Genomic DNA, 22,849 nt, shown 5'->3' with positions numbered 1-22,849 from the left:
CCCAGTTCGCCTGTGAAGTGAGTGGTGCCGTAATGCCGCCAGCAGCAGGAACCCACCGAAGCGACTTTGGCCTGTGTCTAGACCAAAGCGCCGTAGGAATCCCCGCTCTTTAGGGCGGGGAGGATGTCAATGTTGCTGGCTGCTAGATGTTGCGGCAGTGGTGGCTTCGCTATGTAACAGCTTCGGCACAACCAGCGACAACACAACGCCTAAAATGCCGGTCAATAACAAGGTTTGTAAGACGGTGATACCGCGTTGTTTGACCAGATGCGGTGATGACTGCATAAAAAACACTCCAAAAATCAATGACAGGTTGGCGAATTGTGGTCAGGCATGGGGCGAAATAGCTGTGTGCAATCTTCCTCATCGAACACATAACGCTGGTGGCAATAATCGCAGATAATCTCAACGCTGCCTTGTTCTTGCACAATATCGCTCACTTCGGCTGCCCCCATCATTTGCAACATCCCACCGACACGCTCACGGCTACACGAACAACCGAAAGCTTGCTCTTCCACTTTAAGCACTTGCAATTGTTCTTCATGGAACAAGCGATGGCGTAGCAAATCGGGGTCGGTTGCCAATAACTCAGGAGCGTGTAGCGTACCGGCTAAGGCACATAAACGATGCCAATCTTCGGCCTCACCATGTCCCTCCGGTAGACGTTGCAATAACAGACCACAGGCAACCTCGGTATCACATGCCAACCACAAGCGACTTTCAAGCTGCTCCGAGCGTTGCATATAGCCTTGCAGCATCTCCGCAACACTATCACCCTCTAATGCCACAATGCCCTGATAGGGAGGCGTACCGTTCTTTGGGTCGAGAATCAACACAAACTGACCTTGACCCAACAGCTCAGTTAAACCTGCGGCTGTAGGTAAATCGCCTTCCCATTTTGCTGTGGCGCGCAAAGTACGATCCGCATTCCACTCCACCACCAAGAGTTTCAGCGCACCTTTGCCCTGTAGCTGTAACACTAAGCTGCCATCAAATTTCAGCATCGAGCCAAGCAGCGCGCTGGCTGCGAGTAATTCCCCCAATGGCTGTCGCAACACGTCAGGGTAATCACGCCGTTGTAAAATGGTCTGCCAAGTGTTTTGCAAGCGAACTTGGGCACCACGCGCCGGCGCACTATCAAATAAAAAGCGGAAAAGTTTATCGTTTTGCATTAGGTTTCATCCTCTGCCAGCGCGGCATTGCACGAGTACAAAGTCATTGGCAAACTGCTGGCAATATCAAATTCTGCGCCAGCTTTTACCCCAAGCTGGGCAATTTCGGCCGCAGTCATCGCGCTGTCGTAGCTGGCATACATGGCACCAAGCGCAAAATCTCGCCCTGAACCAATCGCCCAAAACCGATGATATTCATAGACTTCACGCATCGAATACACCGCAAAAATCCCGTGTGGATTGGCAATTAACACGGTCATTTGGCTTGATTCGTAGGGGTCGTTGTCTTCTTCTTCGGTATTGAGGAAATAGTCTTCTTTCAGCTTGTGATGCAGCTTGCGGAAAGTTTCAAAAATCGCCAGACGGCTCGACAAATCGCGGTTTTTGAGTTTGACCAAAGCAGACTGCAACACCAAATCGTGGGCCGCACTGCCTGAGACCGCGATAAAATTGTCATCTAAGCGAAAAATTTTGTTATAGCGGGCGTCGTAGGTCGCACCAACACGAGTTTCGCCAAAAGTCGATTGGCTGTCTCCTGCGATGCTTACCACACCGGCTTTCTTAACCATGACGAGCGTGGTCACGGCATCTCCTGAACAAAAGCAAAGGACGTAAGATAACGCCGCGTGAGAGAAAAGCAAGTCGTATTTTAATACTGTATTTGGAGCCAACTATTATGTGTCAACTACTCGGAATGAATTGCAATACCCCGACTGACATTCAATTTTCTTTTCAAGGTTTTTCCCGCCGTGGAGGTCTCACCGACCACCATGCCGACGGTTGGGGCATCGCCTTTTTTGAACATAGTGGCGTGCGTGTCTTTCTCGACGATATGCCCTCGGCACATTCGCCCGTGGCAGCCTTCGTGCAAGCCTACCCCATCAAGTCGGAAAATGTGATTGCCCATATTCGTAAAGCGACACAGGGCGCGGTGAACTTAGCCAATGTCCACCCTTTTCAGCGTGAAATGTGGGGACGGTATTGGATTTTTGCCCACAACGGTAATTTAGAAAATTTTGCACCACCGGCAGGGCGTTTTTATCAACCTGTTGGTCAAACCGACTCCGAAGCCGCTTTCTGTTTATTGTTAGAAACATTACGCAGTCGCTTTGATGCCATGCCCACACTTGAGGATTTTTGTCAGGTGGTGGCCGAGGTTACCGCCACCATTCGCCAGCATGGGATTTTCAATTTTATGCTCTCCAATGGCGATTTCTTGTTAGCTCATTGTTCGACCAAACTGCATTATTTGGTGCGGCAAGCGCCGTTTGCAGAAGCCCATTTATTGGATGAGGACATGAGCATTGATTTTAATCAGGTTACAACCCCAAACGATCGCGTGGCGGTGATTGCAACATTACCGTTGACTGATAACGAAACGTGGACGGCATTTGCTGAAGGTGAATTGATGTTGTTCCGTGATGGCCTGCCGACGACGATTGCTGTCCCTATGCCAAATGGGCGCGACAAAATGGCGACTAGCGGTTAAGCTAGATGTCATTTTCGTTTTCAAGGTCGAGTGATCATCGTGAGCCATTTTGATTTCCGTCAGCCGCCGTTTGATGTCTTAACCCCTTATGAGCGTGAGTTGGTGGCAAAAGCTGCCGATATCGTGTTTTTTCCAGCCGGTGCAACCGTGTTGGAACCCACACAAACCGCTGAGTTTTTGTATGTGGTGATCAAAGGAATTGTGCGTGAAATGGCCGAGGAAGAAACCGTCGCCGTGTTTCGCCACAACGATAGCTTTGACACCCGTGCCTTGATTGCTGGTCATAGCCCACATCGCTTTGAAGTCTATGAAGAAGCGTTATTGTTCACTTTGCCGCGCAGCTTGATTTTGCAACTGATTGAGAGCAATGCCGTTTTTGCCGCCTTCTTTTTTCAAACGGTCGCAGAAAAATTCACTGCTTTGGCACAACAGCGCACCCAAAACCCAGAACTGCAAAATCTATTGACTGCTCGGGTGCGTGAGGTAACCGCCCGTGCCCCCGTGTTTTTAGAGGGTGATGCAACCGTGCTTCATGCTGCACAGGCAATGAAGCAACATAAGGTCAAATCGTTATTGATTCGGCACAATCAAGAAGTTGGGATTTTTACGGTCAGTGATTTCCGCGATGTGATTCTTGCCGGACATGGGGCTGATGTGCCTTTGGCTAAATTGGCGCATTTTTCGCTGATCTGTTGCGATATTGATGACTATTTGTTCAATGCGTTGTTGACCATGACCCATCACACGGTACAGCGGGTGGTGGTGACCGAACAGGGCAAGCCGGTGGGGGTGTTAGAACAAATTGATTTATTGTCCTATTTCTCGAATCACTCACACCTGATTGCACAACAACTTGAGCGCACGGTCAGCCTGCCGGCTTTGGTCCCTGTGGCGCAGCAAATTGATAAATTAGTGCATATCTTGTCGGGGCATGGTGTGAAGGCACCACAACTGGCTAAGCTGGTGCAAACCCTAAATGGGCAGTTATTTGCCCGTGCGTGGGAATTGATTGCACCACCGGAATTGATTGCACACAGCTGTTTGGTGGTGTTGGGTTCGGAAGGACGAGGCGAGCAGATTTTAAAAACTGACCAAGATAATGCGCTGATTGTGGCGGATGATTGTCCGTTGACGATGGCTGAGATTACGCAAATCACCCAGCATTTTTCTGAAGCATTGGATCAGTTTGGTTATCCTCCCTGTCCTGGTGGGGTGATGTTATCGCGCGAGGCATGGTGTAAAACCGTCTCGGCTTGGCAAGATACCATTTATGAATGGGTTAACCTACCGCGTGAAGATTCACAGATGAATTTAGCCATCTTCACCGATGCCCATGCCGTAGCTGGCGATCGCAGCTTATTACAACAGATCAAGACCTCATTATCAGAGCACCTCGATAGCAGCGATATGTTCTTCCATCATTTTGCACGCGCAGTGCTGCAATTTGATACGCCGCTTGGTTTGTTCGGCCAGCTGTTGTCCCATGAAGAAAATGGAGTCGCCACGCTAGACCTGAAAAAAGGCGGTATTTTCCCATTGGTTCATGGCTTGCGCGCACTGGCCTTGCAATATCATCTACCCGAGACCAATAGCTTTGATCGGCTGACCGTGTTGGCCCAACAAGGTCATATCGAATCTCAACTGGCACAAGATTGTAATGAAGCGTTGTCGTTTTTATTGACCCTGCGCTTACAACAAGGCTTGATCGCATTAGGTGTCGGTGCGCCAGCCAGTAACCTGATTGAACCAAAACGATTGTCGACGCTGGAGCGTGATTTGCTCAAAGAGGCCTTTTCGGTGGTAAAACGCTTTAAGTCTTCAATTCGGCATCATTTCCATCTCGGGGGGCTGTAATGTTTAAAGCCTTACAACAACAGTGGGCAAAACGTAAATTGCGTGATCCTCGCTGGGAGATCTTGTTTCAAGCTGATGATGAAGAGTGGGTGAGTGTCGATTGTGAAACCACCAGCTTAAATATCGCCGAGGCTGAAATTTTGTCGATTGGTGCGGTAAAAGTGCGTGGTAACCGGATTCTCAGCAGTGAGTCGTTCTATCGGGTGGTTAAACCTAGCATCAACCCCGATGCCGCCAGTGTCAGTATTCATGGCTTACGGCCCTTGGATGTCTCGCAAGGCATCAGCTGTGAACAAGCGGTGAGTGAGTTATTAGAGTTTATCGGGGGGCGGGGGTTACTGGGCTATTACCTTGAATATGATGTGGCAATTTTAAATAAAACCGTGAAGCCCTTAATTGGCTGCAAGTTGCCACAGCGCCAATTGGAAATCTCCGCGCTGTATTACGATTGGAAAATTCAACAAAATGTCGGTGCTAATATCGACTTGCGGTTACAGACGATTTTGGATGAGCTACATATTCCCACCTTGGCACGGCATGATGCACTCAACGATGCCATCACCGCCGCCATGATCTATCAAGCGATGCAAGTGCGAAAACCCAAACGTCCATTCGGCTGATTTTAGCCATAGGGACGACCCTATTAGCCGTCCCTGCTGCTTGCAAAATGCAATTTACAACCAGCCTTCTTCGGCAAAAGAAACCGTAGTGGTGCCAGCGACAATAAAGTGATCGAGTAAGCGGATATCAAGTAGCTGCAGTGCCGACACCAACCGCTTGGTTAGCGCGCGATCGGCTTCGCTAGGTTCGCGTGCGCCAGAAGGATGGTTATGAGCGACAATGACGGCGGTGGCGTGATGTTTGAGCGCATGGCGAGCAATTTCTCGTGGATACACGGCAGTTTGATTGATAGTGCCGTGAGCCACCTCTTCTACCGCCAACACGCGGTTCTGATTAGAGAGAAATAACACCACAAACACCTCAATCTCACGCCGCGCCAACAATAAGCGTAAATAGTTTCTTACGCTGTCGGGGTTGCTGAGCACATCACCAGTGTGTAATTCCTCCGCCAGTGCTCGACGAGTTAATTCCACAGTTGCCGCCAGTTGGGCATATTTTGCCGGCCCTAAACCGGGAATCTCGGCAAAAGCCTGCAATGGCGCATGAATCAGCGCAGACAATGAACCAAACTGTGCTAAAGCACGTTTTGCTAAATCGACTGCACTCAAGCCCTTTATCCCTGTCCGTAAAAATAAAGCCAACAACTCAGCATCGCTTAAACTTGCCACGCCGCGAGTCAATAATTTTTCTCGCGGACGCTCATCTTCCGGCCAATCACAGATCCCCATGTCTTCCCCCACTTGATTAAAACATGCAAAGGGAAATTACAAAAAAATCAGCTTTTTGTCATGTGGTATCAGTGGTTTTTATTTAGTCAAAAGGGGAGCTGCATTCTACTAGGCACGAAGGGTAGCCAAATCAGTATGATTTTCCAGATATTCTGCCAATTGCAGAAAATCAGTTCGTGGATAACTACGGCCAGCGGTTTCACGAAACGCTAATTGGGGCCGTGAACCATCAATGATGTGGTATCCCCAATACAGTAGCGCACTGCTGTGGCGGATTCTCGCTTCTTCAGGTGGGATAAGGCGACACTTCGGGTCGTGTTGAGCATAACGATCGATTTCTTTCTTCAAATGCGTTAGCAACACCTCATTCTTTTTCTCTATCGCCTTACTTGGATCGTAGCTATTGATTAAGCAAAACATCTGAGCTTGGCTATTTAGCGAACGAATATGCTGAAAAGTCCGGGTAATCACATTCGCGTTTTTTGCAATTCCTAACGGGTTTAGAGTTGTTGGAATAATGCAATAGTCAAATTTGGCAATCAGTTCAGATGGATTTTCACTCAATACTGGTGAACAATCACAAATGACAACTCTAGCATCACGGTAGTCTTCATCTTTTGACTGCAACCATTGTTCATGACTCAATACGGTAATAGTGGCACCAAGCTGATTTTTCACCATCGCTGGCACAAACATACTGGCATCACTCCCAGCATCATCAGAATCAGCACGAAAGAGCTTGTGCAAGTTTTGGTCTGGATCGAGATCAAGTAAAACAACATCATAACCCATCAATGCAAAAGCACCGGCCAAATGGGCTGCGGTTGTCGTTTTACCAACCCCACCTTTGCAGGTAAAAACACCAACGTATCGACATTTATCAGTGATCGTCGTGTTCTCAGCCTCCAAAGACACCTCAGATAGCTGACCATTTGAGTACTCAATTAACTTCACTGGTTTAATACGACGCACAGCTTGAACCGTGCTTTCTTTATTGCCTCGTTGACGGAGACTGTGTGCTTCTTGGATTTCACGGAAATTTGCTTCTGCATCCAACAAAGCATTTTTAGAAAATCCACTAGCAGACACAAAAATCCCATGAGTAAACCCATCGGCCAGTGGTAACTCTAAAAAATGACGGAATTTCTCTACGTCGGCAACAGTACACTTACGCGTGTAGTTCTTAACTTGTACGGCAATGCAATAGGTATTTCGACGCAATTCGAGATCGTAACCTCTGGTGTTAGCCGGAGGAACTATCACCTCCCAACCCGCTTGCTGAAATAAGACACCAATATGTTTTTCAAATGAATCAGGATCTTTAATCGATAGGGAATTGCTCATCGCCGACGTTCCTTAGCATGAAAAAATACTCTTAGGCTTTGATGCTATCAGTTGTTTTCTCAGCATGGTGCTCAAATGGAAAACAAGAAGATGATGATAATCGATTTTTACCTGAAAGTGCGGAAAGCCATATGATTCATGGTAGGGCTAAAGTAGCACAATCAAACAGATAGGGGTCAGTCTTGGAACATAGAGAACAGGCATTGCAACGAATATAGTACAAGACGCAACAGGAATGCTGCAGAGAATGGGTTTAGATCCAAGTATGTCGACGAACGACAAAAAACCCAGCAAGCGAAAAGCTTTGCTGGGTTTTTTTGGCAACGCTAGGCACTGCCTTTTGAATCCTTGGTTGCGGGAGCAGGACTCGAACCTGCGACCTTCGGGTTATGAGCCCGACGAGCTTCCAACTGCTCCATCCCGCGTCAGTGAGATTGCAAATATAGAGCAATCGTACAAGGGTGTCAAGCTTATTTGACAGAAAAAGATAAATACTTGGTTTTAATGCGTTGCCCACTCAACCCAACCAAACTGCCACGTCAGCAAAATAATCAAACCAAACACAATCCGATACCAAGCAAACACGATAAAGGTGTGATTCGAGACAAAGCGAATTAAGCCACGTACGGCAAAGAAAGCGCTGATAAAGGCAGCGACAAAGCCAACGCTAAACATCGGCAGCGCATCTAAAGAAAGCAACTCACGATGTTTGTACACATCGTAAAACGTGGCAGCAAACATGATAGGAATGGCGAGGAAGAAGGAAAATTCTGTTGCCACCTTACGATCTAGACCAAAAATCATCCCGCCAATAATGGTTGAACCAGAACGTGAGGTCCCCGGAATCAACGAGAAAATCTGTGCAAATCCAACTTTAGCCGCATCCCAGACAGTCATATCATCGACAGCGTGAACTCGCGGGGTGTGATGGCGGCGCTCGACCCAGAGAATAATGAAACCGCCGATGACCAGCGCACAGGCAACGGCCACTGGATTAAACAAATAGTATTTGATGGTTTTAATGGTCAGAACACCGACCACTGCAGCAGGCAAAAAAGCGACCAACAGATTCGTCGTGAAATGCCAAGCAGCAGCATCACCTTTTAACAATCCACCAGCCACCCGTTGTAACCGTGCGCGATATTCCCAACACACCGCCAAAATCGCGCCGAGTTGAATCACAATCTCGAAGACATTGCCAACGCCATCATCAAAATTGAGTAGGTCGGCAGCAACGATCAAGTGTCCAGTGCTCGAAATAGGAAAAAACTCGGTAATGCCTTCGACAATACCGAGTAGAAATGCTTTGAACAGAATTGCAATATCCACATTGGCCCCTTGCTGTCCGCAGTTGCCCACCGTAGTGGGCAAACCGTGGTTTATTTGCGTTCTGCTCGCACTTTGTTAATCAGTTCATTTGTCACTTGCAACACCCGCTGTGGCTCGGCAGGGTTCACGGCATAGCGACCACCTACCACAATCATCGGCGTGCCTTCGACTTGATAATCACGAGTCATCTTGCTGGCCCGTGCCACATCGCTGTAGATCGAGAAAGAACGATAGAGCTGCATAAAGCGGTTGGCATCGACCTTATTGTCAGTCAGCCATTGGCTCAACACCGCTTCTTGATTCAAATCTTTTTTATCGCGCATAAAAGCGTGGAACACCGGCAGGTGTAAACGCGCTAATTCGTTGCTGCTGCGTAAACTCGCAAACAGGCGCGCCATCGGCTCCATATTTTTTTGCCACACCACTTGCTCACGACGGAATGAAACATCTTTTGGCAAGGTTTTTTCCCATTGCTCCAAAAGTGGCTCAAGGCGATAACAATGGCCGCAGGTGTACGAGAAGAATTCAAGCACTTCGACCGTTTTTGCATCGGCGACAGGCTGTGGTTGTGCTAAAACGCGGTAGTCCACACCTTCGCGAAGATTGGCAAATGCCGCAGCACTGCATAACAACAACAATAAAGCGCATAGGCGCTGGAACATAGTCGATAACTGCACAAAAACTCCTTTAACAGTAGTAGAAGCGATTACTGCGCTTTATTCACCGGCTCACGTACCACAGTGGCACTTAAGCCAGCCTCACGCAACGTAGCCATCGCTTGATCGATTTCACTTTGTTTAGTAAACGGCCCCACTCGAACACGGTGAATCAGTCCTTTTTCCGTGTCGGCACTCTGAATTTTGACTTCAATGCCAGATAGGGCCAAACGCGCTTTTAGGTTGTCGGCTTCATCACTCTTACTAAACGCCCCGATTTGCAGATAGGTCTTGCGCTCTGCAGCCGGTTTGGTGCGTTCGCTAGCATTAGGTTCCCCTGACGGCACTGGTTCCGCTAACCCGGGTAGGATTTTATAGAATTCGTAGTTGGGCCCTTTATTCAGCTCGGCTGCCGCCGGTTTTTCAGCTGGTGCCGCTGCCTTTGTCGGTGCGGGTTCGGCGGCGGGTGTAGGTTCGGCTGTTTTAGCGGCTACCGCAGGTGCAGCAGGGGTAGCCGCAGGTGGCGCAACGGGTTCAGGCTGACCAACAGGAACAGGTGGAGGTTCGGGCGTGGGCGTCGGCAATACGGTGGTTTGCTGTTGACTTACACTTGGTGCCACGGTATCAGGCCCTACACCCGGTGCTAATACTGCCGTACTGTCTGGTACTTTCACCCGAGGAGCAGGCTGCACGGGCTGTTGGAAAGGATCGGGACTGCGCGACAGAAAGAAAGCCACGCCCACCGCAATGGTGACACCCAATAACAGCCCAATGACCAAGCCAGAGGCCACGCTTTTTTTACTACTGGATTCTTTACTACGGGCACGCGGCGTGACCGCTGGACCATGACGGGATGGCGCTGTTTCTTTATTACGGAAACGGCCAGCATTTTTATAGTCGCGAGAGGCCATAGTCAGAAAAAATCCTTGGAAATCATGCGGGAAGTCAGATTATAACAGCCGATGCCGTTTACGCAGTTTTGATTGTACTAACGGCTTAACGGCGGCAACTCATGTTCAATGGCTTTGAGTTTATCTAGCTTGCTTTTTAAGGCATTGGCGCGGCGTTGGCTTTGCTTAAGTTGTTGTAAAGCGTCTTCGGCTCGTTGATGTTGTTTGTCCACTTCGGTCAGTAGATTACCCAACAAATGCACCAAGGGACGATAGGTTGGCTCTAGTGTTTTACTGCCAAACAACGGCTCTAATAACGCTAATGCACGTTGTTTCGCCTCACTCTGATCCAACGCAGACAAACCCAAAGCAGCCTGTAAACGTAAGAGATCAGTTTTATGGCGCTGACTACGTTGTACGACGCTATTGATCTCGCGTTGACGTTCAGCCATAGAAAGTTGATTCAACCGGTCATACCAGCTCAACAACTCGACTACCGAAGGCGTTTGCACGATGGGCAAACCATTGTGTGCCGGCATCATTGCAGAACTACTTCCTGCCGAGGGAAGAGGCGCAGGTGTCGGGACAGCAAAAGTAGGCGAGGGGGTTGGCGGTGCTGTTGTGGTACAGCCTGTGATGGCAGCGCAAATCATGAACAAAATTAAGCTATGGCGCACGGCACAGTCCATTCAGGAAGCAAGAGATTGATGAGAAAGTTGGCTATGCAGTGGCAAAGCAATGTGAAATAGTGCCCCATGATCAGAAGGCAAGACTTGAGCGGTGCCGCCCAACTGTTCAGCATAACGTCTGACTAAGGCAAGATGAATCCCACCTTGTCGTGGGGGGATATGACGGCGGCTGCTACGGAAAAAAGGGTCAAACACTCGGCGGCGTTCTGCTTCGGTAATCAGACAACCCGCATCGTGGCATTCAATATGTAAAGCCACATTATCAGCATAAGCTTTGATAACAATCTCGCTCTCAGCGGGGGAAGCAGCAACAGCGTGCGTCAGTAACTTATCAATAATCGCCACCACGATCCCACCATCAAATGGGGCATGTAAATTTGGCATCACCGACCAACTGAGGCGCTGTTGTATCAACCGACGCTGCCAATTTTCAAAAGCTTGTTGTAACACTTCGGCTAAGGCACTGCTGTTTGCCAAGGGTGGCGTGACGAGACGGGCCGTATTATAGGCCAGTAAATCTTCAATCAAGGTATGCAGGGTCTGACTGTTCTCTTTCATTAACGTCAGCACATCCTGTTGTCGTTCACTACTGAGTGGCATGGCATTGTGTTGTGCGGTATCGAGTAGCTCGACGCTCTCCCGAATCGCAGACAATGGTGCTTTCAATTCAAAAGCCATATCACGCAAGAAGCGTTGTTTCTCTTGTTCAACCCCCGCCAAACGACCGCGTAACCATTCCAAACGTTCGCCCAAGTATTCAACATCCGCCGGCCCTTTGATGTGAATAGGCTCATTCAATAAGCCATCACCCAAATCACGAATGGCTTTATCCATTTGCCGCACTGGACGATGTAAAACATGACTGAGAAACACGGCTAATAAAATCGCCGCCGCCACCACTGCGAATAACAGCAGGGTGAGGGTATGTTTTTGCCGGTCAATTTGCGCTAAGAGCCGGTTGGCTTGAGCATCAACTTGCCCCTGACTGACTTGGACAATTTGATGACTGACTTCGGCCAGATGGGAAAAATAGCGAATGACTTTTTGCCCTTGCTCCGGCGCTAAAGGAACCCTAGCGAGAGTTGACGCAATCACTTCATCTTGTTCTAACCATTCATCAAGGCGAATCGCCAGCGCAGGCGAAGCCAAGGGACGCAGGGATAACGCAGTTTGTCGGGCGTGTTGGCGTGCTTCGCGGTAGCGTTGCAACAGATTTTTTTCTTCCAATACCAGATATTGGCGGACAGCACGCTCCATCACCACGCTGTGTTCAGCCATCTGCCGCCCACCGCCGGTCAAACGCGCGGCATGTTCAATCCCAATCCGGCTTTCTGAAGCCACTTGATCAAGGGCATATAATGTATGTAGCAAGACAAAAATTGCCGGCAAAGCCACCAGCATAAATCCAGCTAACAATAAACGTAAAAACGATTTTGGGTAAAAACGGGGCAAAAAAGAAAAAAGATTGGACACAGCAAGAGCATTCTTGACCAGAGAATCGGCAGGCCGCACGATACCACAAGCCAAGGCAGGCGGCCATGTTGCCAAGGCGCGCCTACCGATTAAACGTATATGATCAGACAGAGAATTGATTGACTAAACGCCGCAATTTGTCTGTCATGGCATGCAGTTCGTTGGTTGCCACGGCAGTTTCATGGGCAATCGCAGCGTTATTTGATGCACTATGCGCCACTTTTTCCACATGCTGAGCAATTTCATTGCTGGCACTACTTTGTTCACTCAAGGACAGTGAAATATCGTCCACCACACTAACGACTTGCTCGGTGCTGGCATGGATATGTTGCACAGATTCACCGCCTTGCTCCGCCATTTGCACCCCATGCACCACCCGTTGCACCGCCTCTTCCATCGTTTGACGTGAAGCATCCGAACTGGTTTGGATTTCTGCAATCATCGAAGCAATTTCTTTGGTGGATAGGGCAGTGCGCTCTGCCAACTTACGCACTTCATCCGCCACCACCGCAAAACCCCGGCCTTGTTCCCCTGCGCGGGCGGCTTCAATCGCGGCATTCAACGCCAGCAAATTGGTTTGTTCTGCCACATCTCGAATCACAGCCATCACATTCGAGATGGCATCAGTTTTCTTGGCCAACTCGGCAATGGTGTCAGAAGATGAGGCAACAGACTCACGAATCCGTTGCATCTCACCAATTGCCGCCCGAATCACGTCCGCACCCTGCTGGGCTTGCGAACCAGATTGTTGGGAAGATTGGTGAGCATCACGCGCCCGTTCAGCGATGTGGTTAATGCTGCTGGTCATTTCTTCAATCGAGGCTGCCATCGCCGTCGTTGCTTGGTTTTGGGCCTCGGCGTTTTGTGCCCCTTGATTCGCATGTCGGGCAATGTTTTCTGTCATCTCAGACAGCCGCTGGGCGGTGGTCACGATATCGTGCATCAACCCACGTAGTGTGTCTTTCATCGTCGATACCGACGCCAACACACTGTTCGGATAACGCTCTGCCCCTTGGATAGGAACGGTTAAATTGCCATTGGCAATTTTCCCTACCACCTCCACCACATATTTGGGCTCACCACCAAGCTGTTTTAACAGGTTCCGCATCATCGACAAAGAAAACAACAGCATAATCGCAATCCCTACGACACAGACTAAACCAATCAGCCGCAGATTTTGCATAAAGATCGCATCAACATCATCAATATAGATGCCTGTCCCGACTCGCCATTGCCATCTCGCTGACGTTTCCATATAGGAAATTTTGATAACATCACCCACCGTATCGTTTTTCTTCCAAACGTACTGTGCCATCGCCTTACCGTTATTTGATTTCAGCCCACCGATAAACAGCTCGCCAAGATTCACCCCCTTGCTGTCTTTGAGCTTTAACAAACTCGTCCCCACCAGTTTCTCTCGTGGGTGCACAAGGAAATTCAGTTCGCCTTTATTGATGTCACCATCCAAAGCAAACAAGTAGTTGTCTTTATCAAAGCGCATCGCCCCAAGCGCAGCACGGGCACGCTCTTTGGCATCTTGTTCAGAGAGTGCGCCTTTTTGTGCCAAATCCTCGTAACGCTCAACAATGTTGCGAGCAGTCTCAACCAGATTGTGAATCCGCTCCTTACGGTCTAACAGCATTGTTTCGCGTTGGGCGAATAGGGCAACGGCGCTAACGACCAACAAGCCGACGAGGGCCATGAAAATCAGCGTCAGTAATTTTGTTCGTACCGTCATAGCGTCAAACCAGCTACTCATCGTCCCTCTCCAATTTCTCCGGTGCCTTTAACGGCTTTTTGGAATTTTTATTCACTTAGCACACTTTATTTGTATGATATTTACGTGCTAAAGAAAGTGTATTACAGAAAAGGATGTTATGGATAGCCTAAATCGATAGACAAAAAATAAGGTGGCCTAGAGAGGCCACCTAAATAAAAATGCTTATGCTTTATTTATAGATAGTTCATTAAACTACCAAAATAATTAAATTTGGAATCGGCTCACCATTTTTCTCAGGCTATCGGTCATTTGGTGCATTTGATTGGTTGCTTGGGCCGTTTCGTGAGCAATCCCAGCATTCTCTGCTGCAACTTGAGCAATTCTTTCCACATTCATTGCAATGTCGTTACTGGCTTGGCTTTGTTCACGCAAAGCATGAGAAATATCATTCACCACATGCAACACCTGTGACGAGCCCTCATGAATCCGGTTTACCGCACTGCCACCTTGTTCAGTCAAATCAACCCCTGCCCGCACCCGTACCACGGCTTCTTCCATATTTTCACGCGAGACAGTTGAACTGGTATGGATATCAGCAATCATGCGGCTGATTTCTTGCGTTGCAGTGCCGGTGCGTTCCGCTAATTTGCGTACCTCGTCTGCCACCACAGCAAAACCACGTCCCTGCTCACCAGCGCGAGCGGCTTCAATTGCCGCATTGAGGGCCAACAAATTGGTTTGGTCGGCAATATCATGAATCACATTGGCAATTGACGAGATGGTTTCAGTTTTATCGGTCAACTGCACAATAGTACAGGAGGCCTCTTCTACCGCTTGGTTAATTCGTTGAATTTCCGTGACCGCTTGTCCCAATACCGAAGCACCTTGCCCAGCTAGATCGCCAGCTTGAGCAGACGATTGCCGCGCTTGTTCTGCATGATCGGCAATGTGGTTGATACTGACCGTCATCTCTTCAATCGAGGCAGCCATCGCAGTGGCAGCACTGCTTTGATCTTCAGAACTTTTTGCCGTACGGTCGGCATGATCAGCGATATTGCCAGCCATACTACCTAGAGAATCGGCATTCCCGACAATTTCACGAATCAGGGTACGCAACCGTTGTTGCATATCAGCAATCGCCGCCAATAAGCTGCTATGGTCATTAGGGCGAAGTTGAATATTTTGCCGTAGATCACCCGCAGCAATCGTGCGGACCACATCGGCCGCATAGCCTGGCTCACCACCCAATTCACGAATCAAACGTGACGTAATCAGCCCACTTAATCCCAATAAAATCACTGCCAAAATAACAATCGCGATGCCCATCCATAAACTGGATTTCAAAAATGCGGTTTGCACATCATCTACATAAATCCCTGTGCCATAACACCATTTCCAACGCTGAGAAATGGCCGCATAGGTTACCTTACCGACCTCACCAACCTCGTCATTTTTCTTCCATACATACTTCCATACATATTCAATCACCACCCCATTGGGTGCGGTTTGCAACCGTTGTTCAAACAGCTGATACAAACTTGGCACCACCTCACGCATTTTTTTACCCAACAAGTCAGCGCGTGGATAAGCCAACCAAGTGCTATCAGGGGCAATCACAAACACATATTCAACTCCGTTATAACGCGCTTTAGTAAAGGCCTCTTGTGCTAATTTTTGCGCTTGTGCGTCTGATAACTTGCCATTTGCCGCTTGCTCCTCAAAATAAGCAATGACCCCCCCAGCTACTTCTGTGATATTGCGCACTTTGTCGGTTCGGTCGGCTAACATAGCAGCCTTAAGGGAGTACATGGCGACCACGCCAAGAACAATTAAACCGGCCAGCGCCACGCCAACCAAGACCATTAGCTTGGTGCGCATGGAGAGTTGTGCAAACATGCGTTAACCTTTCGTCAAAAGGGATTACTTAAGTATTCATTGTAATGACAAATTTGCAAATTTATCGGCCAAGATCGTAATTTCCTGAGCCAAGTTCGCAATATTTGCATTAAGTCAAGTTTTTTCGTGAGGAGTCATCACCATGAGCGTTACCTTAAAAGGCAATCCCATCACTTTGAACGGCCAATTTCCTCAAGTCGGTGCGACCGCTACAGCATTTCGCTTGGTTGCTGCAGATTTGTCAGAACAGGGCTTAGATAACTTTGCAGGGCAACGCAAAGTGCTCAATATTTTCCCAAGCATCGATACACCAACGTGTGCGACCTCGGTACGTAAATTCAACGAGCAAGCGGCAGCGTTAGCGAATACGGTGGTATTATGCATTTCTGCTGATTTGCCTTTTGCGCAAAAGCGGTTTTGTGCTGCCGAAGGCTTGGATAAAGTGTTGACGCTGTCTACCTTCCGCAATCAAGATTTTGCTGAACAATACGGTGTCGCCATTGCATCTGGCCCATTAAGTGGTTTAACCAGCCGCGCCGTGATTGTGTTGGATGCAGATAATCGTGTCTTACATGCTGAGTTAGTTGGTGAAATTGCAGAAGAACCAGATTATGCCAAAGCTTTAGCTGCTTTGGCATAAAAACATTTCAGTTTTACCTGTCCCCTTTTAAATACAATATCAAGCGGGACAGGTTTTTTGTTACAAATACGGATTATTTATACATCATTTTAATTGATTATTATTGATAAATAACCCGAATTTGTCATAGACAGGGAGTGGGGGTATGTACGGTAGTGATGAAATGATATTCCGTGTTTTTGATACGGATTCTTTTCCCGACTTTGTTGATTCTTTGGCAGATTTAGCGCCAGCAATTGAACGCGATGTCGCACGCCTACGCGACAACCCTACTTCTCGCGATATCCTGACTGCTCTATTTCGTGCAGTACATAATCTAAAGGGCGACTCGGCCCTGTGTAAGTTAGAACTTGGGGTGCGTATTTGCTCCCCTATTGAAAGCTTGTTGTCGCGAATGCGAGATAACGAGCTAATCTTTACCCCACTGATTGGTGAAGTGTTTTTGCTTGCCTTAGATCGGTTGGAACAAGCCATAGAAGCGCTGGCCGAACACCGCACCCTTGCCCCGCTACATCTGCATGAAATGTTGATTGGGCTTGAAATGCTGTCGGTACAACCGAAGGACCGCATCGAAACCCAAGCAGCAATTTTTATTGAAAACATCACCGGCTTTCGTCCTGTTGCAACACCAGAACAAACCCATGAGCTCAATTTTGCGCCTTTCAGCAGCAATGACGCTATGCCGACTGAGGTTGAACCCGAACCTCATACTAGCCAAGAAGCACAAGATCTCGCTTTTTTCCGCTCACTCGCCCAACAATTAGAAACCCGTTCTCCTCATTTGCTTGGCCGAACAGCACGGGTCTTGAAATTAGCCGAAGAAACCAATAGCGAGGCAGGTTATCCGGTGAACCCTGCTCAATTAGAGGCGGCGGTATATATGCACGATGTTGGCATGATGTTCTTACCAGAAGCCGTGTGGTTGAAAGTTGAACGGTTAAGCGATAGCGACGCGACCGTGCCGTTTTACAATCACACCCCAATTGGGCTGCGGATTTGCTGGCAAGGATGAAGGGATGGGATGAAGCGGCACGAATGGTGCGTGAACACCATGAACGACCGCTGGGTGGCGGCTATCCACAAGGCTTGTTCAGCCCAGATATCTGTGCCGGTGCAAAAATTTTGGCGATTGTTGATGCGTTTGAAGCGGTGAATCTCAAACATAGCCATCGCGGTCACAGCTTATCTGCCTTGCGTGCCGTCGCTGAAGTCAATGCCTGTGAAGATCAATTTGCCCCAGAATTTATCAAACCGTTTAATCAGGTAATTCGCCGTTGGATTACCGGCAATCCTCAGCGTTAACTCGGATATAACTCACGCACACACACCATCACTTTTGCCAATTCAGTTCGTATGGCCTCACTGCACTCGGGACATTGTTCAAGTTCTTGCTTACGTAGTGCGGTTTCGAACTGGCGGGCTAAAACACTGAGCTGATTTGCCCCAATCATGCTGGCCGCACTGACTAAGCTATGCGCTAATAAACGTGCTGCAGCCATTTGCTCTTCGGTTTGCCACAGGCTGAATACGGTTTCTGCATCAGCATAACGCTGTAAAAACATGCCGCATAAGGTTTGATGCAGTTCGGCATTATTCATCAGTTTTTCCAGTGCCATCGCACGGTCAACTGGAAGATATTCGGCAGACATTTAGCTATCCTTTTCTTGTGCAGGAAACAACACGCCGGGGTTAAACAACCCAGCCGGATCGAGCCCCTGTTTAAGCTGTTGCATCACCTGTCGCGCTAATGGCGAGCGATATTGCCATAGCGTCTCTCGCCGCAATCGGCCAATCCCATGCTCTGCCGACAACGTACCACCAAGCTGGTAGGCCGTTTCAAAAACAATCCGATTGACCCGTGGCTCATCTTGATAGATATCAGCAGCACCAGTCTGACTGACGTTATAGTGCAAGTTACCATCACCCAAATGACCAAAAGCGGTGATACGACAATCAGGGAAAGCCGCACGCAACTTATCACCAGCTTGTTGTAAAAACATCGGTACGGCTGATACCGGCACGGCAATATCGTGTTTTAAGCTGATACCTTCACAGCTTTGTGCCTCAGAGATGGCCTCGCGCACCAACCATAGGGCTTGGCGCTCTTTGCGATTTTGGGCAATCACGGCTTCACCATAGCGCGGAGCAGATGGCAACCATTCCAATAATTGTTGTTCAAGATGCGCGTCTTCGCCGCCATCCGATAACTCGAACAACACCGCCCAAGGCGCGTGAAACGGCACGCGAGCGCCACTGATATGGGTTTGCACCAACTGCAAACAACGTCCTGAAATCAATTCAAATGTGGTTAAACGATCATCAAAGCGCGCTTGTAAGGCATGTAACCACGCCAAAGCCACATCGGGCGAAGCCACTTCAATCATGGCAGTGCAATATGCAGTAGGCAACGGAAACAGCCGCACTGTTGCGGCAGTAATAATCCCTAACGTCCCTTCACTGCCAATAAACAACTGTTTTAGATCATAGCCACTGTTATTTTTCCGCAGCCCTTTGAGTTCGGATAACACCTCTCCATTGGCCAATACCACTTCTAAGCCTAGGGTTAATTCCCGCATATTGCCATAGCGCAGCACCGCTGTCCCGCCGGCATTGGTCGCAATATTGCCACCAATGGTACAACTGCCTTCAGAAGCTAAGGATAATGGGAATAAACGTTCAATAGTCTGTGCGTGTTGATGCAGCTCTGCCAGCGTGAGGCCAGCCTCGACAGTCATCGTATTGTTATTCGCATCAATATGACGAATCTGCCGTAAGCGGCGCAGAGACAATACCACTGTTCGCCCCGAGGCATCCGGCACCCCACCGCCAACCAGACCCGTATTGCCGCCTTGTGGTACCAATTGCACACCATATTGCTGACAGCACCTTACTACCTCAGCCACTTCTGCTGTGGTGCTGGGCAATACCACCGCCAAGGCTTGACCATGAAAGCGTTTGCGCCAATCAATAACAAAAGGAGCAGTTGCGGTGGCATCGGTATAGACACATTCATGACCGACAATTTGACGGAGTCGAGACAAAATAGGCGCAGTATCCACAAACTTTTCCTACCCGTTAGCGCTGCCAATAGGTTTTGACATTCACAAATTCATAGAGGCCAAACTCGGATAATTCGCGGCCATAACCCGACGCTTTTACCCCACCAAATGGCAAACGTAAATCTGAGCTGGTGTAGCGATTGATAAACACGCTACCAACATTTAACGCCTGTCCCAAGTGCCAACCATGTGCTTCATCAGCAGTAAAGATAGAGGCACCTAAGCCAAAAGCGGTATCGTTGGCAATCCGAATGGCATCAGCCTCATTGTGTGCCCGTATCACGCTGGCGACAGGGCCAAAAGTTTCTTCGTGATAGACCCGACACTGGGGAGTAACATGATCGAGCACCGTTGCCGGATAGAAAAAACCACTGCCTTCAGGCATCACGCCACCGATTTTGCACTGTGCCCCGTGTTGCACGGCATCAAGCACTTGTGCGTGGAGTTTTTCACGCAAATCGGCACGGGCTAAAGGCGCAAGGGTGGTGAGGTCTTCATTCGGCGGGCCACAACGCAGTTCGGCCACCAGAGGCAAAAATATCGCCATAAAGGCTTCGGCAATGTCTGGCACCAAAATAATCCGCTTGGCAGCATTACACGACTGGCCCGCATCACGGAATCGTGAATGACAGGCCTCTTGTGCCGCCAAGGTTAAGTCTGCATCGGCCAGCACGATCAATGGATTGCTGCCACCCAGTTCTAACACGCTTTTTTTGAGATGTTTACCGGCCAGACTGGCGATATGGCGTCCGGTTTGTGTCGAACCAGTAAAGGCAACAGCATCACTCAACGCAATCGCCTGTTCGACGTGTTCATGGTCAATCCATGCCACTTGCAGATAATCGCTTAAATTCGCCTCTGCAATCGCCTGTTCAAGTAATGCCGTAGTTTGTGGTACCGATGGTGCGGGTTTCACTACACAGGCATTGCCTGCCATTAGAGCAGGAATGGCAAATCGCAACACCTGCCACACAGGGTAATTCCACGGCATGACCGCCAACACAATACCGAGAGGTTCAAAAGCAACGGCACTGCGGCTGGCAGACGTGGCAATGGTTTGTTGAGCGAGAAGACGCGGCGCCAAATCAGCGTAATAGCGGATCAATAAAATGGATTTATCAATTTCAGCCAAACACTCTGCCGTCCGCCGCCCCACTTCTTGTGTCACATAGGCAGCCAATCTATCGCGGTGATCGTGCAAACGGTCGGCCAAATTGAGTAAAAGTTGTGCGCGCAGCGCGGTTTCGCTGTTTGCCCACATGGGATGCTGTTGTCTAACTCGTTGAAAGCAAGACAAGAGTTTTTCCGGCGGCCACGTGGGTCGGGTAAATAACACATCCCCATTGGCGGGGTTACAACTGGTAAAGGCGCTCATAATTGTTGCACTGTAACAAAAAAGCGCCACCTTGCGGCAGCGCTTGAGCAGAATATCCGGTTTTATGGACTATTAATAAGCAAGATTAGCGGGTTTTTCGCCGGTGGTAAGATAGTGCAACAACTCACGTGCCGAGCGAATGGCGCTGCCAAACGGCAGGGTTTCCGAACCACGGAAGAACAACCCTTTATTGACTTCGCCACGGAAAGCCGCAGCCAGTTTCAAATCAATGCAGAACTGACCCACTTTTGACAAGCCATCGCGTAAACCGCATACCGACAAGCAATTCAACCCTTGAGTACAACGGGCAGGATCGGCTTTGGCATTGGCTTGCAACTTGTCTTCGCGGCGTAAATAGCTCTTTAAGAAAGGGGTCATCACACCACGCGCAGGCAAACCAGCCACACTCATAAAATCGACAATATCCTCTGGTTTGGCCTCTGCCAAAACACGTTTGAAATTGTCGTGGGCATCGCCTTCTTGGGTGACTGCAAAAGCGGTACCCACTTGCACCGCTGAGGCGCCCAGCCCCACATAGGTTTTCACTTTCTCAAAACTATTGATACCACCAGCCACCACCAGCGGCACTTTTTCGCGTTCTAAGCCCAGTGTTTTGAATACTTCGAAGGTTTCTTCCAACACACGGGCAAAATCGAACCGTTCGTGGTTGATTTCATCACGTTTAGCAGCACCCAAGTGACCACCGGCATAGCGAGGGTGCTCAATCACAATCGCATCAGGCAAACGGTTTTTCTTCATCCAGCGTTTTAATACGATACTGATTCCGCGTGATTCACTCAAAATCGGCAGCAGTGCAACATGGGGATAATCATTGACCATATCAGGCAGGTCTAATGGCAAACCGGCCCCCATCGTGATGGCTTGAGCGCCCGACTCGCAAGCTTGTTGCACATATTTCGCGTGGGCATCCACTGCCTTCATCACATTGACCGACACGATCCCTTTGCCGTCGGCAATGGCTAAAGCCTGTTTGATCTCGCGATCGAGTGCAATCAAATTCAAACGATCATAACCGGCGGCATCGGTGACATGTGCCGATTCCTCCATTAAATCGGGGTGCAGATGGCGCAAATCGACGCTTGCAATGGTACCAACCGCATTTTCATGCGCCACAGCCCCTGCCAAACGGTGGGCCGAGATACCAACCCCCATACCTCCTTGCACCACGGGTAACAGATTCTGGCCACGCAATACCAACGGAGGAAACACACTGTCTATCATAAAATCCCTAACCCCAAACCAGCAAAAAAGAGAGTGTCTATCTCACCCGCTTTAAACGGTTTGATACAAATCAAACCAGTGGATGAGAGAATTCTAACGTCTTAGGTGCGGAAGCGGTTAACTTGTTGTCCCAACTCACCCGCCAACACACTAATACTCTGGGTGGTGCGAATCGCTTGTTGTACTGCTTGGTCGGTTTGTTGTGCCATGGTGCTGATTTGCTCGACATGCTGTGCAATATCATTACTCGCCAACGACTGCTCTGCGGTCGCCCGTGAAATTTCGGCAATCGCCGACATCACATTCTGTGCATTTTGATGAATCGCTGAGATCGCACGGCTGGCCTCTTGCGCCATGCTGACACCGTTGTTGATTTGGCTATTGGCATCTTCCATCCCGCTGGTAGCAGCCCGCATTTCGGTTTGAATCGCGGTAATCATCTGTGTGATTTCTTGTGTTGCGCTGCCAGTGCGTTCTGCCAGTTTCCGCACTTCATCCGCCACCACGGCAAAACCGCGTCCTTGTTCACCTGCCCGTGCCGCTTCAATTGCGGCATTTAAGGCCAACAAGTTGGTTTGATCTGCAATATCGCTAATCACATTGGCAATGCTCGAGATTTGTTCTGAGCGTTGGTTCAAGACCCCCAAGGTGCCAGACAGCGATTGCACCGCC

At 49.0% G+C, this 22,849-nt stretch carries 23 protein-coding genes and 1 tRNA gene; 6 read left to right on the top strand and 18 right to left on the bottom strand.

Annotated elements, in window-relative coordinates; translation table 11 throughout:
* Window positions 1–126: 126 nt before the first annotated feature.
* The 3 genes from G465_RS15810 to G465_RS0109430 are packed head-to-tail and all read right to left on the bottom strand — an operon-like array spanning window position 127 to window position 1,756.
* The gene (locus G465_RS15810) at window positions 127–285 is read right to left on the bottom strand and encodes a hypothetical protein (protein WP_022654226.1); all 159 of its coding nucleotides are present in this window, start codon (window positions 283–285) and stop codon (window positions 127–129) included.
* 17 nt (window positions 286–302) lie between these two features.
* A complete protein-coding gene (gene hslO / locus G465_RS0109435; protein ID WP_022654225.1) occupies window positions 303–1,172 on the bottom strand; it encodes an Hsp33 family molecular chaperone HslO in 870 nt (289 codons plus the stop codon).
* Entirely contained in the window at window positions 1,172–1,756 is a 585-nt protein-coding gene (locus G465_RS0109430; protein ID WP_022654224.1) for an Ntn hydrolase family protein, read from the bottom strand. Before G465_RS0109430 ends, hslO begins: the two co-directional genes overlap by 1 nt.
* A gap of 92 nt (window positions 1,757–1,848) precedes the next feature.
* Here G465_RS0109430 and G465_RS0109425 point away from each other — a divergent pair, with 92 nt between their 5' ends.
* The 3 genes from G465_RS0109425 to G465_RS0109415 are packed head-to-tail and all read left to right on the top strand — an operon-like array spanning window position 1,849 to window position 5,135.
* Complete coding sequence (locus G465_RS0109425; RefSeq protein WP_022654223.1) at window positions 1,849–2,661, top strand: class II glutamine amidotransferase; 813 nt, start codon at window positions 1,849–1,851, stop codon at window positions 2,659–2,661.
* 39 nt (window positions 2,662–2,700) lie between these two features.
* Window positions 2,701–4,515: a putative nucleotidyltransferase substrate binding domain-containing protein gene (locus G465_RS0109420; protein WP_027405353.1), complete on the top strand. Its 1,815-nt coding sequence runs from the start codon at window positions 2,701–2,703 to the stop codon at window positions 4,513–4,515.
* A complete protein-coding gene (locus tag G465_RS0109415) occupies window positions 4,515–5,135 on the top strand; it encodes a 3'-5' exonuclease (protein WP_022654221.1) in 621 nt (206 codons plus the stop codon). The genes G465_RS0109420 and G465_RS0109415 overlap by 1 nt, the downstream gene beginning before the upstream one ends.
* A gap of 54 nt (window positions 5,136–5,189) precedes the next feature.
* On the opposite strand, the gene radC is transcribed toward G465_RS0109415, so the two are convergent.
* The 10 genes from radC to G465_RS0109365 form a co-directional block, all read right to left on the bottom strand.
* Entirely contained in the window at window positions 5,190–5,864 is a 675-nt protein-coding gene (radC, locus tag G465_RS0109410) for a RadC family protein (RefSeq protein ID WP_022654220.1), read from the bottom strand.
* A 108-nt stretch (window positions 5,865–5,972) separates the two neighbouring features.
* On the bottom strand, window positions 5,973–7,208 hold the full coding sequence (locus G465_RS16245; RefSeq protein ID WP_022654219.1) for a nucleotide-binding protein: 1,236 nt from the start codon (window positions 7,206–7,208) through the stop codon (window positions 5,973–5,975).
* Window positions 7,209–7,557: 349 nt separating this feature from the next.
* Window positions 7,558–7,633: transfer RNA gene (locus G465_RS0109400), tRNA-Met, on the bottom strand.
* A gap of 76 nt (window positions 7,634–7,709) precedes the next feature.
* The gene (locus G465_RS0109395) at window positions 7,710–8,537 is read right to left on the bottom strand and encodes an undecaprenyl-diphosphate phosphatase (protein ID WP_027405351.1); all 828 of its coding nucleotides are present in this window, start codon (window positions 8,535–8,537) and stop codon (window positions 7,710–7,712) included.
* 50 nt (window positions 8,538–8,587) lie between these two features.
* On the bottom strand, window positions 8,588–9,214 hold the full coding sequence (locus G465_RS0109390; RefSeq protein WP_245556782.1) for a thiol:disulfide interchange protein DsbA/DsbL: 627 nt from the start codon (window positions 9,212–9,214) through the stop codon (window positions 8,588–8,590).
* A gap of 29 nt (window positions 9,215–9,243) precedes the next feature.
* Window positions 9,244–10,104, bottom strand: a complete 861-nt coding sequence (locus G465_RS14275; RefSeq protein ID WP_022654216.1) for an SPOR domain-containing protein — start codon at window positions 10,102–10,104, stop codon at window positions 9,244–9,246.
* A gap of 77 nt (window positions 10,105–10,181) precedes the next feature.
* Window positions 10,182–10,760: a hypothetical protein gene (locus G465_RS0109380; protein ID WP_155846527.1), complete on the bottom strand. Its 579-nt coding sequence runs from the start codon at window positions 10,758–10,760 to the stop codon at window positions 10,182–10,184.
* Window positions 10,761–10,772: 12 nt separating this feature from the next.
* Window positions 10,773–12,320, bottom strand: coding sequence for a sensor histidine kinase (locus tag G465_RS0109375; RefSeq protein ID WP_022654214.1), 1,548 nt, complete (start codon window positions 12,318–12,320; stop codon window positions 10,773–10,775).
* Window positions 12,321–12,348: 28 nt separating this feature from the next.
* Complete coding sequence (locus tag G465_RS0109370) at window positions 12,349–14,004, bottom strand: methyl-accepting chemotaxis protein (protein WP_022654213.1); 1,656 nt, start codon at window positions 14,002–14,004, stop codon at window positions 12,349–12,351.
* A gap of 225 nt (window positions 14,005–14,229) precedes the next feature.
* Window positions 14,230–15,861, bottom strand: coding sequence for a methyl-accepting chemotaxis protein (locus G465_RS0109365; RefSeq protein WP_022654212.1), 1,632 nt, complete (start codon window positions 15,859–15,861; stop codon window positions 14,230–14,232).
* 142 nt (window positions 15,862–16,003) lie between these two features.
* On the opposite strand from G465_RS0109365, the gene tpx reads away from it, so the two are divergent.
* The 3 genes from tpx to G465_RS16075 all read left to right on the top strand — a co-directional run bounded on the left by tpx (window position 16,004) and on the right by G465_RS16075 (window position 17,803).
* Window positions 16,004–16,501, top strand: coding sequence for a thiol peroxidase (gene tpx / locus G465_RS0109360; protein ID WP_022654211.1), 498 nt, complete (start codon window positions 16,004–16,006; stop codon window positions 16,499–16,501).
* Between the two features lie 145 nt (window positions 16,502–16,646).
* Window positions 16,647–17,513, top strand: a complete 867-nt coding sequence (locus tag G465_RS14270) for an Hpt domain-containing protein (RefSeq protein ID WP_211213751.1) — start codon at window positions 16,647–16,649, stop codon at window positions 17,511–17,513.
* The gene (locus tag G465_RS16075; RefSeq protein ID WP_245556781.1) at window positions 17,510–17,803 is read left to right on the top strand and encodes an HD-GYP domain-containing protein; all 294 of its coding nucleotides are present in this window, start codon (window positions 17,510–17,512) and stop codon (window positions 17,801–17,803) included. Before G465_RS14270 ends, G465_RS16075 begins: the two co-directional genes overlap by 4 nt.
* Here the strand turns inward: G465_RS16075 and G465_RS0109350 are convergent.
* The 5 genes from G465_RS0109350 to G465_RS0109330 all read right to left on the bottom strand — a co-directional run.
* Window positions 17,800–18,150 (bottom strand): Hpt domain-containing protein, encoded by a 351-nt coding sequence (locus G465_RS0109350; protein ID WP_022654210.1) that lies wholly within the window; start codon window positions 18,148–18,150, stop codon window positions 17,800–17,802. The genes G465_RS16075 and G465_RS0109350 overlap by 4 nt on opposite strands.
* The gene (locus tag G465_RS0109345; RefSeq protein WP_022654209.1) at window positions 18,151–19,560 is read right to left on the bottom strand and encodes an FAD-binding oxidoreductase; all 1,410 of its coding nucleotides are present in this window, start codon (window positions 19,558–19,560) and stop codon (window positions 18,151–18,153) included.
* Window positions 19,561–19,576: 16 nt separating this feature from the next.
* Window positions 19,577–20,935, bottom strand: a complete 1,359-nt coding sequence (locus tag G465_RS0109340) for an aldehyde dehydrogenase family protein (protein WP_027405347.1) — start codon at window positions 20,933–20,935, stop codon at window positions 19,577–19,579.
* A 72-nt stretch (window positions 20,936–21,007) separates the two neighbouring features.
* Entirely contained in the window at window positions 21,008–22,174 is a 1,167-nt protein-coding gene (locus G465_RS0109335) for an NAD(P)H-dependent flavin oxidoreductase (RefSeq protein ID WP_027405346.1), read from the bottom strand.
* A gap of 104 nt (window positions 22,175–22,278) precedes the next feature.
* Window positions 22,279–22,849, bottom strand: a 571-nt coding sequence (locus G465_RS0109330) for a methyl-accepting chemotaxis protein (RefSeq protein WP_022654206.1), incomplete at its 5' end; no start/stop codon positions are given.

It is taken from the genome of Aquaspirillum serpens DSM 68 (assembly GCF_000420525.1).
Taxonomy (GTDB): domain Bacteria; phylum Pseudomonadota; class Gammaproteobacteria; order Burkholderiales; family Aquaspirillaceae; genus Aquaspirillum; species Aquaspirillum serpens.
The sequence above is the reverse complement of the archived record's forward strand: the minus strand, read 5'-3'. Positions and strand labels throughout refer to the sequence as shown.